This is a genomic window from Flavobacterium sp., assembly GCF_017985075.1.
Lineage (GTDB): Bacteria > Bacteroidota > Bacteroidia > Flavobacteriales > Flavobacteriaceae > Flavobacterium.
The window spans coordinates 1-14,937 of record NZ_JAGNYF010000030.1; the positions used below are offsets into that span (position 1 = coordinate 1).

At 32.5% G+C, this 14,937-nt stretch carries 15 protein-coding genes and 1 pseudogene; 6 read left to right on the top strand and 10 right to left on the bottom strand.

The window, feature by feature from the left end; all coding sequences use genetic code 11:
* Positions 1–203 precede the first annotated feature (203 nt).
* Complete coding sequence (rseP, locus tag KA468_RS07105) at positions 204–1,532, bottom strand: RIP metalloprotease RseP (RefSeq protein WP_291242246.1); 1,329 nt, start codon at positions 1,530–1,532, stop codon at positions 204–206.
* Positions 1,533–1,606: 74 nt separating this feature from the next.
* Positions 1,607–3,538 carry a M1 family aminopeptidase gene (locus tag KA468_RS07110; RefSeq protein ID WP_291242247.1) on the bottom strand — a complete coding sequence of 644 codons (1,932 nt, stop codon included), beginning with the start codon at positions 3,536–3,538 and terminating at the stop codon, positions 1,607–1,609.
* 126 nt (positions 3,539–3,664) lie between these two features.
* Between KA468_RS07110 and serS the strand changes: the two genes are divergently transcribed.
* From serS to KA468_RS07135, 5 genes are all read left to right on the top strand, one after another.
* Entirely contained in the window at positions 3,665–4,936 is a 1,272-nt protein-coding gene (serS, locus tag KA468_RS07115; RefSeq protein ID WP_291242248.1) for a serine--tRNA ligase, read from the top strand.
* Positions 4,937–5,005: 69 nt separating this feature from the next.
* A complete protein-coding gene (locus KA468_RS07120; RefSeq protein ID WP_291242249.1) occupies positions 5,006–5,218 on the top strand; it encodes a hypothetical protein in 213 nt (70 codons plus the stop codon).
* Positions 5,219–5,223: 5 nt separating this feature from the next.
* Positions 5,224–5,523 (top strand): hypothetical protein, encoded by a 300-nt coding sequence (locus KA468_RS07125; protein ID WP_291242250.1) that lies wholly within the window; start codon positions 5,224–5,226, stop codon positions 5,521–5,523.
* A gap of 193 nt (positions 5,524–5,716) precedes the next feature.
* Positions 5,717–7,501 (top strand): tetratricopeptide repeat protein, encoded by a 1,785-nt coding sequence (locus KA468_RS07130; protein WP_291242251.1) that lies wholly within the window; start codon positions 5,717–5,719, stop codon positions 7,499–7,501.
* Positions 7,502–7,519: 18 nt separating this feature from the next.
* Positions 7,520–8,668, top strand: coding sequence for a cystathionine gamma-synthase (locus tag KA468_RS07135; protein ID WP_291242252.1), 1,149 nt, complete (start codon positions 7,520–7,522; stop codon positions 8,666–8,668).
* Between the two features lie 151 nt (positions 8,669–8,819).
* Here KA468_RS07135 and KA468_RS07140 read toward each other — a convergent pair whose 3' ends face one another.
* Both KA468_RS07140 and KA468_RS07145 read right to left on the bottom strand, forming a co-directional pair.
* A complete protein-coding gene (locus KA468_RS07140) occupies positions 8,820–9,422 on the bottom strand; it encodes a DUF6705 family protein (protein WP_291242253.1) in 603 nt (200 codons plus the stop codon).
* A gap of 11 nt (positions 9,423–9,433) precedes the next feature.
* Complete coding sequence (locus tag KA468_RS07145; RefSeq protein WP_291242254.1) at positions 9,434–10,831, bottom strand: hypothetical protein; 1,398 nt, start codon at positions 10,829–10,831, stop codon at positions 9,434–9,436.
* Positions 10,832–11,036: 205 nt separating this feature from the next.
* Between KA468_RS07145 and KA468_RS07150 the strand changes: the two genes are divergently transcribed.
* Entirely contained in the window at positions 11,037–11,261 is a 225-nt protein-coding gene (locus tag KA468_RS07150) for a helix-turn-helix transcriptional regulator (RefSeq protein WP_291242255.1), read from the top strand.
* 34 nt (positions 11,262–11,295) lie between these two features.
* Here KA468_RS07150 and KA468_RS07155 read toward each other — a convergent pair whose 3' ends face one another.
* The 6 genes and pseudogenes from KA468_RS07155 to KA468_RS07180 form a co-directional block, all read right to left on the bottom strand.
* A complete protein-coding gene (locus tag KA468_RS07155; RefSeq protein ID WP_291242256.1) occupies positions 11,296–11,628 on the bottom strand; it encodes a 2Fe-2S iron-sulfur cluster-binding protein in 333 nt (110 codons plus the stop codon).
* Between the two features lie 2 nt (positions 11,629–11,630).
* Positions 11,631–12,689: an NAD(P)/FAD-dependent oxidoreductase gene (locus tag KA468_RS07160; protein ID WP_291242257.1), complete on the bottom strand. Its 1,059-nt coding sequence runs from the start codon at positions 12,687–12,689 to the stop codon at positions 11,631–11,633.
* 66 nt (positions 12,690–12,755) lie between these two features.
* The gene (locus tag KA468_RS07165) at positions 12,756–12,995 is read right to left on the bottom strand and encodes a NifU family protein (protein ID WP_291242258.1); all 240 of its coding nucleotides are present in this window, start codon (positions 12,993–12,995) and stop codon (positions 12,756–12,758) included.
* Positions 12,996–13,064: 69 nt separating this feature from the next.
* Positions 13,065–14,201 (bottom strand): Mrp/NBP35 family ATP-binding protein, encoded by a 1,137-nt coding sequence (locus KA468_RS07170; protein WP_291242259.1) that lies wholly within the window; start codon positions 14,199–14,201, stop codon positions 13,065–13,067.
* Positions 14,202–14,349: 148 nt separating this feature from the next.
* The gene (locus KA468_RS07175; protein WP_291242269.1) at positions 14,350–14,670 is read right to left on the bottom strand and encodes an MGMT family protein; all 321 of its coding nucleotides are present in this window, start codon (positions 14,668–14,670) and stop codon (positions 14,350–14,352) included.
* 7 nt (positions 14,671–14,677) lie between these two features.
* A pseudogene (locus KA468_RS07180) lies at positions 14,678–14,937 on the bottom strand (lysine transporter LysE); the annotation flags it as partial.

The following is a 14,937-nucleotide window of genomic DNA, read 5'->3' on the forward strand; positions in this document are numbered from 1 at the left end:
TACAAAAAGTAAAAATTTCAAGAATTTCTTTTTTTATGAACTTACTTCTTTTTCTCGAACCAATCCCGATAGCTATCGGGACTCTGATTAACAGTCAGATGCTCTAACCAACTGAGCTAAGAAGGAAGTTGCTTGTTTATTTAAGCGAGTGCAAATATAATTGAATTTTTATTTTATCAAAAATATTTAAACACTTTTTTATTTTAATTTGCTAATTTGTCTAAAATCAACTGATAAATGTCTTTTCCAAACGTTAATGCCATCAAAGAAAGTAGGAAAATCATTCCTCCTGTTTGCACGTAACCCGCAGCTTTGTCTGATAGTTTTTTACCAGTAACCATTTCTACAATCGTAAATAAGGCATGACCACCATCTAAACCTGGAATAGGCAATAAGTTCATAAAAGCCAATCCAATTGAAAATAAGGCTGTGAAATTCCAAATAAATTCCCAATCCCAAGAATCAGGTAATTGACGTGCAATACCGATAGGGCTTTTAACTTGTTTGTATGCGCCAGTTGCTGGTTTTAGTATTAATTTAAACTGTTTAACGTTATAAACTAACAGTTGATATGATTCATTTACTGCCGCTGAAACTGCTTCGCCAAAAGAAAGTTTGTTAGTAATTTGAAAATCAAATTTATCTTGAACTTTATGATAAAAACCTAATTTTCCTTCAGCATTTACTCTTGCATTTAATTCTATTAATTGTTTGTTTCTTTCTACAACTAATTTAATAGAATCATTTTTCATGTTTTTTAAATCATCTGCAAAAACATCAAAATAAGTAAATTGTTTTCCGTTTACTGATTTTATAATATCTCCTTTTACTAATTTTGCTTTCGACGCTTCTGATTTTGGTGTTACCGAATCAATATAAATACTTGAAATTCTTGGTTGTATGAAGTTTTTTCCTTCACTTCCTAAAATTTCACCTTTTTGTTCATCAGTTAAATTTAATTTTACTTCGGTTCCGTTTCTGTCTATAATAACTTCATCGCTTAATAAAACATCAATTACTGCCCAATTAAACTTAGGTTGTAAAGTACCATCAATTGAAACAATTTTATCGCCATTTTTAAAACCTACACTTTGCCCTACTTCACCAAATGCTAATCCGTTTTTTTGAATTTTTTCAGTAGAAATATATTTTTGGCCTACTGTGGAAAACATCATCGTATAAATAAACCAAGCCAATAAAATATTAACTATAATTCCACCTAACATGACAATTAAACGTTGCCAAGCTGGTTTTGAACGAAATTCCCAAGGTTGTGGCTCTTGTTTCATTTGGTCTTCATCCATACTTTCGTCAATCATCCCCGAAATTTTCACATAACCACCTAGTGGCAACCAGCCAATACCCCATTCGGTTTCGCCAATTTTCTTTTTAAATAATGAAAAACCAACATCCATAAACAAGTAGAATTTTTCTACTCGCATTTTAAACATTTTTGCTGTTATATAGTGTCCAAATTCGTGAAGAATTACTAAAACCGATAATATAAAAAGTATTTGTGCAACTTGAATCATTGTAATTTTGATTTGTATTTAAAAAGCAAAAGTAAGGTTTTCACCTTACTTTTTAATATTATTTTATGGTAACCCTATTTTTTTATGAAATTTTTGTGAAATAAGCCTTCTGAAGTTTCAATTTTTAAAAAATGAACCCCACTTGAAAGTCCAGAAATATCAAGAACATTATTGAAATCTGTTTTCAAAAGTTGGCCTAAATTATTATAAATTTCCACTTTGTATAAAGTTACATTACTCGGAAATTGAATAGTTAATTCGTTTACTGAAGGAACTGGATAAACGGAAATCGCCGAATTCATATCAAAATTTTCAGTACCTAATGTAGCCGTATTGTTTTTTGAAATAATATGTTTATTTGGGTCAAAAGCAACTCCCGTTACCACAAAAGGAACCGAAACAATAAATTCCTGAGCGTTAGTTGTGTTGTTTACTACAACATCTAAAACTTGTGAGCCACTTCCTGTTAATCTTATTTCTAAAGGCATTTCAAAAAAAGAAACACTGGAGTGGGATTGTGTTTGATTTACACTAATTTTTGCTTGTCCTGCGCCCCAATTTTGAGCCGTAATAGTATAAGTAGGATATCCTTGATTGTACAACCAATCGTTGAAAAATTCTGTTAAACTGTTACCATTATCAGCAGCTTCTAAATGCGATTTTAAATTCGCTGAAACTGCATATCCATAAGCTAAAGCAGGATCGGCTAAATAGCTTTTTAATGCTTGAAAAAACTTCACATCTCCCAATTTCCAACGCAACATATGCGCAATCATCGAGCCTTTATTGTAGGTCAATCGTGAGCTGAAAATTGTATTTACGTTTAATGCGCCAGCATCAGATAAATAAGTAGCGCCTCCAAGTTGTGAGGTAATACTAGTTATTTTATTCGTTTTCCAATTTACGAAAGTTGAAGCGCCATCTAAATATTCATACACCATACCAGACATATATTCTGTTAATCCTTCGTTTAACCAAATATCTTTCCAAGTACCACATGTAATTTTATCTCCAAACCATTGGTGTGCCATTTCATGCGCAATTAAATCTCTACTAAAATTAAACATAGAAGAAACGGTTGTATGTTCCATTCCGCCACCCCAGCCAAACTGAGCATGACCATATTTTTCAGTTCTAAACGGATACGGTTCTAATATACTTTCATAAAAATTTATAATTGTTGGCGTAACTCCTAATTGAGTCTGTGTGGTAGTTGTATTGGTTTCAGGATACAAAAAATTTATAATTGGGAAATAAGGTGAGGTAACCGTTCCTAAACCACCTTGTTGGTTATACACTTCATAATTGGTTACGTTTAATACAACTAAATAAGCCGGAATAGGATATAAATGTTTAAAATGTGTTGTCGCATTAGCGCCAGTTACAATCCTACTCTGTTCTAAACCGTTCGAAACACTATTAAAAGTAGCAGGCGCAGTAATATACATATCAAAACTATTGATTTTATCATTTAAATCTTGCTTACATGGCCACCAATCTCTAGCGCCAAAAGGCTCAGAAAGTGTATATATTACAGGTGTTCCGTTGTGCGTACTTCTTGTAAAAGCGCCTTCGGCAGTTGGCGGAATACCTGAATATGTAATAATAACTGAAGCACTTGTTCCAGTGGAAATAGTAGTCGGAAAATTTATGTTTAATTCGTAATTACTTTGAGAATAGGTTAAATTTACACTATTCATAGTAACAGAACTCACTACTAACTGAGTCGCCATATCAAAAGTGATAGAATTCATATTTGCTAAAGCCGTAAAAGTGGTTTTTACAATACCGCTAATAGCAGCAGGTGTATTGTTTGGGTTTACTGTAAAACGCAATTCATGATAGGTTACATCATAATTTTGTGTGTTCGGATTTACTTGAACATTCATTGTGGACGCGGCCGATTTTGATTCGGATTCCACCATTTTTTCAAATTCTAATTCTGTAGTTTGTGAAAAACAAAAAGTAACAGAGAAAACAAAAAAGAAATGAATAATTTTTTTCATTATTGTAAATTAAAACACGAAACTAAGTAAATATTTTCAATTTTTAAACATTCTACACATTTGTATGCGGACTTTTCTAAAAAATTTACAACAATTCCTTACATTTGCTTTCAAAATTAAAGAAATATGTTACAAATCCACTTTATTAGAGAAAACAAAGAAGAAGTAATTACGCGATTAGCGAAAAAAAACTTCGATGCCACTGCTGTTGTTGAACTCGTTGTAGAATTAGACGAAAAACGTAGAAATACGCAAGTAGAATTAGACAATTTGTTAGCAGAATCTAATAAACTATCCAAAGATATTGGCGAAATGATGAAAAATGGTGAAAAAGCCAAAGCCGAAATCTTAAAGGAAAAAACCACTCAAATCAGAGAAAATTCGAAACAATTAAACGAAAGTTTACAAGCAATTACGAATCAATTACAAGACGAATTATATAAATTACCAAATTTACCAGCTGAAATTGTTCCTTTTGGAAAAACGCCAGAAGAAAACATAAACGTTTTTGAAGAGGGAGACATTCCAAAATTACACGAAGGTGCTTTACCACATTGGGAATTAGCTAAAAAATATGATATTATCGATTTTGAATTAGGTGTAAAAATTACTGGCGCAGGTTTCCCTGTTTACAAAGGAAAAGGAGCTAAATTACAACGTGCATTGATTTCTTATTTCTTAGATAAAAATACCGATGCAGGTTACAAAGAATACCAAGTGCCGCATTTAGTAAATGAAGCATCCGCTTATGGAACAGGGCAATTACCCGACAAAGACGGACAAATGTATCACGATGCAACGGATAATTTGTATTTAATTCCAACAGCTGAAGTGCCTGTTACAAATATTTTTAGAGACGATTTAGTTTCAGAAAACGATTTGCCTATTTTATGTACCGGTTACACACCTTGTTTCCGAAGAGAAGCAGGTTCGTATGGTGCGCACGTTCGTGGATTAAATCGATTGCATCAATTTGATAAAGTTGAGATTGTTCGCATAGAAAAACCTGAAAATTCTTATGCCGCTTTAGACGGAATGGTAGAACACGTGAAAGAAATTTTACAAGAATTAAAATTGCCTTACCGAATTTTACGATTATGTGGTGGCGATATGAGTTTTGCTTCTGCGTTAACCTATGATTTTGAAGTGTTTTCAACTGCACAAGATCGTTGGTTAGAAATTTCTTCTGTTTCTAATTTTGAAACCTTTCAAGCAAACCGATTAAAATTAAGATATAAAGATGCGAATGGGAAAAACCAATTGGCACACACTTTAAACGGAAGTTCATTAGCCTTACCTCGTGTTTTAGCTGGGATTTTAGAAAATTATCAAACGCCGGAAGGCATCGTAATTCCAGAAGTTTTAAGACGATATACTGGGTTTGATAGTATTAATTAGTTTTTGAAGTATTGATAAAATATAAATCGGGAAATAATTATTGCTATATTTGTATAAAGTAATTTCATTATGACAGCAACAGCTTTAAAACACGTAAATAGTAAACTTAAAAATTTACCTGATACTCTTGTAGCAGAAGTTGAAAAATATATTGATTTTTTAACTTTTAAACATTCTCAAGAAACTTCAAACGTACCGGAATGGCATAAAGAGATTGTATTAAATCGAATAAAAGACAAACAAACGCCTATTGATGCTTTTGAAATGTTAGACGACCTATAAAAGTAATGAAGGAAAAGTTTACAATTATAGCAGATCCAAGAGTTAAAGAAGATTTAAAAGAAGCTCGTGATTTTTTAAATACCAGGCGAAAAGGTTTTGGAACAAAATTTATAAATGAGTACCGGGACTTTTTAAATAATTTGCAAACCAATCCAATGTTTCAAATACGATATAAAGAAGTACATTGTTTACCAATGAAAACGTTTAAATATATGATTCATTTTAAAGTTAACATACAAACTAAACAAGTACATATTTACGCCATACTTTCCACACATCAAGATCCAAATAAACACTGGTTATAATATAAAAAGCAACTTTTTGGAGTTGCTTTTTTGTTAAAATTAACCCCAATATTTGTCACGCTGAAAGCGTCTCTTCTCAATTTGTGGGAGTTGCTTTCAACAAGACAAGCTTGAGGACAACTTTATAAAACTTAAATATTTACTAACCTTGCGACGAGTTGAATTTTTTTTGTTACTTTAGTGCATTCTTTTTATGAAAAAAATTTATACCATCATATTGTCTTTTTTCTCGCTACTTGTGGTTTCTCAAAACGAACAATTGGCACAAAATTACTTTGAAAAAGGTGAGTTTGATAAAGCCGCTTCCTTGTATGAAGAAATGGAAAAAAAACAACCTAATAACTTCTATTTTACTCAAAAATTAGTGGCTTGTTTTCAAGGTTTAAAACAATTCGATAAAGCCGAAAAATTACTATTAAGCAAAAAAGAAGCAAACAATCAGCCAATTATTTTTGTTGAATTGGGATACAATGCGCAATTAGAAAAAGACCAAAACAAAGCCGATTTATATTACAAAAAAGCACTTGATGTTGTAGCAAAACAACCCAATTATGCCTATCAAATCGGGCAAGCTTATGAGCAAAAATCGTTATTGCTTCAGGCATATTCAACGTACGAAATAGCACAAAAAACAAATTCAAGTATGAATTTCGATTACCAAATGGCATTGCTGCAAGGTCAAATGGGAAATTTAGATGTGATGGTGGTGAAATTATTAGATTACTCATATGCTAATATAAATTCGACGTTAAGTGTACAAAATCAATTGGTGTTTTTTATGCAAGATGATGCTGAAAATGTATTTGCCAATTCACTTAAAAAAGAACTTTTACTTCGCACCCAAAAAACACAAGACATTTATTGGAATCAATTTTTAAGTTGGCTTTACATAAATCTGAAAGAATACAACAAGGCTTTTATTCAAGAAAAATCAATTTATAAAAGAAATCCAGAATCGTTTGATGACATCATTCAACTGGCGCAAATTTGTGTAAATGAAAAAGAAACGGAAACCGCACAAGCTATTTTTGAATTCATTTTACAAAATACAACTGACGAATCAACCATTTTAAATGCACAATATTTTCTGCTAAAAAACGAAATTGAAACTGCAAAACCAGAAACGTATTCGGTGATTCAAACAAAATTTGAAACCTTATTAAGCCAGTATGGAAATTCGCCATATGCTATAGATTTACGAATTTTAGCAGCCCATTTTAAAGCCTTTTATTTGAATGATTTTGAAAAAGCAAAAGCACTTTTAGAAGCAACAATGGAAATGCCAATAAATATTCGTCAAAAAGCAAAAGTAAAGATGGAACTTGCGGATGTTTTTGTATTTAACGAAAAGTTCAATCAAGCGATCATTTATTATGCGCAAATTCAAAACGATTTACCTAATGATGAATTTTCGCACGAAGCCAGTATGCGAATGGCAAAAACCAGCTTCTTTAAAAAAGATTTCAATTGGGCAAAAAAACAAGCTGGCGAATTGAAACAAGCTTCAACCCAATTAATTGCGAATGACGCGGTAGAATTGTTTTTGTTAATTAGCGATAATTCTGCAGAAGATTCACTTCAAGTGGCGTTACAAGATTTTTCAAAAGCCGATTTATTAGAATATCAAAACAAACCAAAAGATGCATTAGAAGCATTTTTACAAATTTTAGAAAAACACAAAGGGCAATCTATTGAAGCCGGAACGTTGTATAAAGTAGGAAAAAATTACGAAAAATTAGGTAATTTTGCCAAAGCAATTGGCTATTATCAAAACATTTTAGACAATCACAAAGACGGAATTTATATTGATGAAGCCTTATTTTATTCAGCTGAAATTTATAAAACTCAGCTGAACGATATAGAAAAAGCTAAAAATTTATACGAAAAAGTAGTACTCGAACATCCTGATAGTATTTATTTTACCGAAGCCAGAAAACAATATCGCCAATTGCGGGGCGACAAACAACAAGGAATATAATAGTTAAAAAACATAAAAATGAAATTCAACACCAAAGTAATTCACGGCAATCAACATCACGATCCAAGTACTGGAGCGGTGATGCCACCCGTATATCAAACCTCAACATTTGTACAAACAAGTCCAGGTGTGCCTTTAGCAGAAGGATACGAATATAGTAGATTTGCCAATCCCACTCGTACCGCTTTAGAACAAGCGTTAGCTAGTATTGAAAATGGAGTGAGAGGTTTAGCTTTCGCTTCTGGTTTAGCGGCAACGGATTCAGTAATGAAACTTTTAAAACCTGGCGATGAAGTCATTGCGATGGACGATTTATATGGTGGAACGTATCGAATGTTTGCGCGCATCTATCAAGAATTTGGGATAAAATTTCATTTTATTGATATGACGAATTTTGAAAAATTTCAGTCGTTAATTAATGAAAACACGAAATTGGTTTGGGTAGAAACGCCAACCAATCCATTAATGAAATTGGCGGATATTGCCGAAATTGCGAAAATTACTAAAAAGCACAACTTGCTTTTTGCAGTAGATAATACCTTTGCCACGCCTTATTTACAAAAACCTTTAGATTTAGGTGCAGATATTGTAATGCATTCGGCAACTAAATATTTAGGCGGACATAGTGATGTTATTGCTGGTGCGTTAATTGTAAAAGATGAAGCATTAGGCGAAAAACTTCACTTTGCTCAATTTGCTACAGGTGGAACTTTAGGTCCGATGGATAGTTATTTGGTGTTACGAGGCATCAAAACGTTGCATTTACGCGTACAAAGACATTGTGAAAACGGAGCAAAAGTAGCGGAATATTTAGTGAATCATCCAAAAGTAGCCACAGTGTATTATCCAGGATTAGAAAGTCATCCAAATCACGAAATTGCCAAAAAACAAATGATTGGTGGTTTTGGCGGTATGGTTTCTTTCACATTTAAATCGGGTGCGAAAGCCGATGCGATTAAAATGTTAGAAAAAGTAAACGTATTCACGTTAGCCGAATCTTTGGGCGGTGTGGAATCATTAGCAAATCATCCTGCATTAATGACTCACGCATCAATTCCTGAAGAAAAACGAAAAGAAATTGGTATTACAGACGATTTAGTTCGTTTAAGTGTAGGTGTAGAAGATATTTCAGACTTACTTGCCGATTTAGAACAGGCGTTTCAATAAAAATTAGTATAAAATAAAAAAGCGAGAAATATTTATTATTTATGTTTATTGCTTAACGTACTATTGGCTTTGTACTAAGATACGCTAGAATAAAACAGAAAAAAAATAAACAGATTGTAACAATAACGGCTCTTTCGAGCCGTTACCTTTTTTATTGTTTTATTAATGTGTATTCGCCTAATAATAATGAAAAATCTGGTGGCACAGGTTCAGTATCTACATTATAGGATCTAGCCATGACGTGTGAAATTTTTATTTTCATAACTTCTTGTCCAGCTTCTACTGTTCTTCTCATTGTAATTTGAGCATAATTATTTGTTGAAATATCTTTGATACCACAGCATAATCTTTTTTCATTAGCGGGACAAGTAGGACATTTCCAATATCTAAAATTATTGTTTACAACCCAGTTTCCATCTATACTATGACTTCTCTGGTCATTATAAACAGTATTTATTTCATTTAAAGTATCTACTGTATCCACACCATTTGTGTAAAAATATTCTCCAATTATTAAATCTTCATAATATCTACCATTGTATTGTTGCTCTTTTTTAACCAAAATTATTTTAAATGTTGTATTCCCGTTCGTATATAAATACGTACCTTCAAATGGATTTAATAAAAGATTCATATCTTTTACATAATAACCATCAGGTAAACCTAATTCTGATTCTGTAACATCTACTACTGGATTTTGGGCTTTACAATGCAATGATAATAAAGCAATAATAATTATTTTTATTGTTTTCATACTATTCTATTTTAGTTACAATTTGTTGAATTTACGGTTGCGGTTGCAGAATTATTGCTTAATGATAATTTGCTCCAATTGGTTAACGTACTATTGGCTTTATACAAAGATACATTAGAATAAAACATATTTCTTAAAAAAACCTTCTCATAGTTTGGATTAGGACTATTAGATTCAATATCATATTCTTTACCTAATTTTTGATTCATTTTTAATACAATTTCTTGACTTGAACACCCAATATTCTCAGGATTAGTCATAAACTGGTCAATAGTTTCATTTACACTAACTGGATCAAACACAATAGCGTATGTTTGAAACACGTTATTATCATCTTTACACACTAACAAAAAACTTGCCATACCGTCATTAAAAGAAGCACAACCATTATTTAAATTATTAAGTGTTAGTACGTCACTAAAAGAAAACATGGGATATGCATCAAGTGGATGCGTATGTAGTGCACAAAAAAAGTAACCTCGATAAGGAACTTGTGTTACCGGAATTGAACTGTTTAATATAGGAACACCAAGTATAGTACCAGTACTGTTTTTTGTTAATGAGTACCCCTTTTCACCAGAAGGATTTACAGCAATATTGGGTCTTAAATCATTTAAAATGGTTGGTTTAATATTTCCTTTTAATGGATCAAATAAATTTTTAAGTTTTTTGCATGGGTTGGGTGGTGTTAAATTGTCAGCACCGCCACCGCCAATTGGAGATACTAAAACACTACCACCAGGATTATTTGAACCGTTAGAACCGTTAGAGCCATTAGATCCGTTACCTAATCCGCCACTACCATCGCCTCCGCCTCCGCCAGAATCACCATTACCATCGTTGCTTCCTGCGCTATCAACACAATCCCAATCTATAGACATTGTATATTCTGGAAAATCTCTTGGGCTTGCATGTAAAATAATACAATCAAACATAGTATATCTGCTCCAATTATTCGAATTTGCAATTTCAACAGGCACCAATATTTCATTTACTTTCATGTTTTTAGTAATAAAATATTCAGGGGTTTGAGCTGATTTATTCTCTACAACTAAGTTGTAAATTGTATCTGATGCTACTTTACTAGGATATTCGATACGAAAATTGTATGAAACTACATTGTCACCACTTGCTACATAAGCCATACTATCTACAATAATATAGTTGCTCTCATATTTTGAAGTAAAATAGTTGTTTTCAAGTTTGTCATTAAAACTTAAACCTAAAGTTTTTTGAAATGACATATTGAAATTTTTGTCCTTTTTTAATTTGCTAAAAGGTACCTTCTCTAAACTATATTTGTTTTGATTCAGTTCCTCATCATACAAATCTTCACTACAACTGGATAGCATAATTGCTATACCAAAGATAAGTAGTTTTTTTAAAATGGGTTTTCTTTTTTGTTTCATACTTGTTTATATTTAAATTAATACTCTTTAAATTACAAATATGAACAATCCCAAAAATTGATTTTACGGTGTTTTGAGGTTTTTTTTACGGTTTTGATTAATTTGGGGATTATTCAATACTTACTATTTCAAATGTATAAAATAATTTTTAAAATATAGCATTATACGCTATAATATTTCATCGTTTTTTACAATCTATTTGTAAATGCGCAAAGATGTAGAAATAGACTCTATTATTGAATTTGGTAAAAACTTAAGATTGATAAGGAAATCTAAGGGTATTTCTATGGAAAAACTGGCTAATATAGCAGATTTTGAATACTCTCAAATTAGTAGAATTGAATTAGGTCAAATAAATACATCTTTAGATACTGTATTTAAATTAGCTAAAGCTTTGTCTATTGACGCAAAAGACTTATTCGATTTTTAATAATAAAAAAGCGAGAAATACTTCTCGCTTTTTTTTATTGTTCTGGTGCAATTTCTATTTCCAAGCCCTCTAAGTCTTCCGAAATATGTATTTGACACCCTAATCGGCTATTGTCTTTCACGTGATAGGCGTCAGCTAACATAGCTTCTTCGTCGTCGTTTCTTTCGGTTTTTAAAACATCGTTAAGTAAATAACATTGGCACGAAGCACACATAGCCATTCCGCCACAAATGCCAACTGTTCCTTCTTCTGCCAATTCATAAGAACGGATGAGTTCCATCACATTCATATTCATATCCGTTGGGGCCAACACTTCGTGTTTCACTCCGTTTCTATCCGTAATAAATAGGGTTACATCTTGACTCATAATTAATCAATTGCTTTTACAACCGCTTTTTCTGCTTCTTTTCTTGTGCCATCAAATCCGTCTACACCAGAAACTGTGGTGTATTTTAATACATATCGCTTTCCTGGATTAATTCGGTTGTATACGCTTTGACACATTAGTGTGGCTTCGTGAAATCCACATAAAATTAGCTTTAACTTTCCAGGATAAGTGTTTACATCGCCAATAGCATAAATTCCGTCAATATTTGTTTGGTAATCCAAAGCGTTATTTACTTTAATGGCATTTTTCTCAATCTCTAATCCCCAATTTGCAATAGCGCCTAATTTTGGTGTTAAACCAAAAAGAGCAATAAAATAATCGGCTGGTACATTCATTTGTTCGCCATTTGTGTCAATGGTAATCGATTCGATTCTTTCGCTTCCGTTAATGCTTGACACTTCGGCAGGGGTAATTAATTTTATTTTTCCTGCAGATTTTAATTCTTGAACTTTTTCTACTGAATCCAATGCGCCGCGAAACTCATTTCTTCGATGAATTAATGTAACCGAAGCTGCTACGTTTGCTAAAAAAATACTCCAATCTAAAGCAGAATCACCACCTCCAGCAATTACAATATTTTTGTTTCGATATTTTTCTGGATCTTTTACAAAATAATCGACACCTCGGTCTTCGTTTTCGTAAAATTCTATGTCTTTTAAAACAGGTTTTCTGGGTTCAAAAGTTCCTAAACCGCCCGCTATTGCAATCGCTTTTGCTTTGTGTTTTGTGCCTTTATTAGTAGTAACAATAAATGTATCGTCTTCTAATTTTTCTATAGTTTCAGCCGTTTCAGCTAAAGTAAATCCGGGTTGAAATTGCTTAATTTGTTCCATTAAATTGGAAACCAAATCGCCCGCTAAAACTTCTGGATAACCTGGAATATCAAAAATGGGTTTTTTTGGATATAATTCCGCTAACTGTCCTCCTGGTTGAGGAAGCGCATCTATAATATGACATTTTAATTGTAATAAACCGGCTTCAAAAACTGTAAAAAGTCCTGTGGGACCTGCTCCAATTATTAATATATCTGTTTCAATCATTTCATTTAAGTCTAAATGTCTAAAGTCTAAAGTCTAATAATTAACTTTAAAACTTTCGACTAATAACTAATTAACGTTTTCTACTGTTTCTATTTGCGGAACAAACTTTTTGATGGTAGTTTCTACACCCGCTTTCATTGTGCTGATGCTTAAACTGCAACTCGTACAAGCGCCTTGTAATCTAACTTTTACGTGTTTGCCATCAAGAACTTCTACTAATTCAATATCGCCGCCGTCTGAATTTAAAAACGGACGAATTTCAGCTAAAGCTTTCTCAATGTTTTCGGTTATTTCAATTTCTGTCATTTATTTAGACTTTTAGATGATTAGAATCTTTAGATTTTTAGACTGAAATGTCTAAGAAATTTAAAATGTCTATTTTTTCACAGCAGAACATCCTGCCATTGTTGTTATTTTTATCGCTTCTGTAGCTGGTAAATTTTCATTTCTTTTTACGGTTTCTGCTACTACACTTCTGGCTAATTCTTCAAAAACAGTTTCTAAAATCGTACCCGTTTGCATGGCTGCTGGTCTTCCATAATCACCTGCTTCTCTAATACTTTGCACTAAAGGCACTTCTCCTAAAAACGGAACTTCTAAATCTGCCGCTAAGTTTTTTGCCCCTTCTTTTCCAAAAATATAATATTTATTTTCTGGAAGTTCTTCTGGTGTAAAATAAGCCATGTTTTCAATAATTCCCAATACGGGAACCTGAATAGCATCTGACATAAACATAGAAACACCTTTTTTGGCATCTGCTAAAGCAACGGCTTGAGGTGTACTTACCACAACGGCTCCTGTAATTGGCAACGATTGCATAATTGACAAGTGAATATCGCCCGTTCCTGGAGGTAAATCGATTAACATAAAATCTAATTCGCCCCAGTTGGCATCAAAAATCATTTGATTTAACGCTTTTGAAGCCATTGGACCACGCCAAATAACCGCTTGATCTGGTTTGGTGAAAAATCCGATAGATAATAGCTCTACACCATAACTTTGTACCGGTTGCATTTTTGATTTGCCGTCAATTTCAACAGAAATAGGTTTGGCTGATTCTACATCGAACATAATTGGCATAGATGGCCCATAAATATCGGCATCTAAAATACCTACTTTGAATCCCATTTTAGATAAAGCAACGGCTAAGTTTGCTGTAATAGTAGATTTTCCAACACCACCTTTTCCAGATGAAACTGCAATAATATTACTAATACCCGGAATTTGTTTTCCTTTAATGGTATTGGCTTCTTCTTTTGTTGGAGCTTCTACTTTAATATTGACTTTAACTTTTGCATTAGCATTTATTTTTTCGGCAATTACCTTTTTAATATCCGCTTCTGCACGATTTTTTATATGTAAAGCCGGAGTGGTTAAAATTACATCTACAACTACCTCATCTCCAAAAGTTACTACGTTTTGAACCGCACCACTTTCTACCATATTTTTTCCTTCACCAGCAATTGAAATGGTTTCTAATGCGGTAAGTATTTTTTTTCTATCTAATTTCATTTTATTGTGTAAACTTTTTTACTTTTATTTAAACTGAATCTGAATTGCAAAGATAGTTTGAAAATGACAAATGACAAATGACAAACGATAAAAGTTTGTTAATGCGTGTATAGTATTTGTTTATGTGATTAAAACATAGGAAAACAACCTAAAAATCAGGTTCCCAAAAATGTTTTTTGAAATCTATTATTTGATTATCAATTACTTGAATGCCTTCGCTTTCCAACAATTGTTGCATTAAATTAGTGCCTTCAAAATGATGTTTTCCCGTTAAAAGTCCTAAACGATTGACCACGCGATGCGCTGGAATATCATCTTGCCCGTGACACGCATTCATAGCCCAACCGACCATTCTTGCAGAACGACCTGCGCCCAACGCTTTGGCAATAGCGCCATAAGAAGTTACTTTCCCATAAGGAATTTTTCGGGCGACTTCGTACACACGTTCAAAAAAAGTATCTTCTTTTATTTTCAAACTACTTATTTAAGTTATAAATGGTGAAAACGGCAATTAATCCGGTAATAATAGCAATTATAAAACTAATGTTTTTAATAAAAAACGCTACTTTATGCTTGATTTTTCGAAACAGAAAAGCATAGCCCATAAAAACTGTAAATGTCCCTAAAGTTGTTCCAAAAACAAATGCTAAACCAACTAAATTAGTAAAAAAATCTTCAATAAAAGCTGATAAATACAAACTTACAAACGCATAATATGGAATTGGGAAAATGTTTA